The organism is Psychroserpens mesophilus (assembly GCF_050617655.1).
Classification (GTDB): Bacteria; Bacteroidota; Bacteroidia; order Flavobacteriales; family Flavobacteriaceae; genus Psychroserpens; species Psychroserpens mesophilus_A.
In genome coordinates, this window is sequence record NZ_JBODQC010000432.1 from 1 (window position 1) to 242 (window position 242).

The 242-nt window shown below is 29.8% G+C and carries 1 pseudogene; it reads right to left on the reverse strand.

Annotated elements, in window-relative coordinates:
* Window positions 1-129: pseudogene (locus ACRHNM_RS17885) on the reverse strand (beta-carotene hydroxylase); the annotation flags it as partial.
* Window positions 130-242: the final 113 nt, after the last annotated feature.

Sequence of the window (242 nt, forward strand, 5' to 3'; positions counted from 1 at the left end):
TTTTTGGTGATGGTCTTTGTGTAAACTCCAAAGAAATCCATGCATAATATATTTATGGGTAAACCAAGCGTTAAACTCCATAATGAAGAATGTTCCAAAAAAGATTAAGATCCAATAAAAAGTTTGCATAATACTTTGGTTGTGAGTTATAATAAATTTAAATGAAATTTCACGTAACTGCGCGTAAGTAGCTCAATCTTTTTGTAATTAGGTACTCTAATTCTAGCCGATTTTATCTCTAA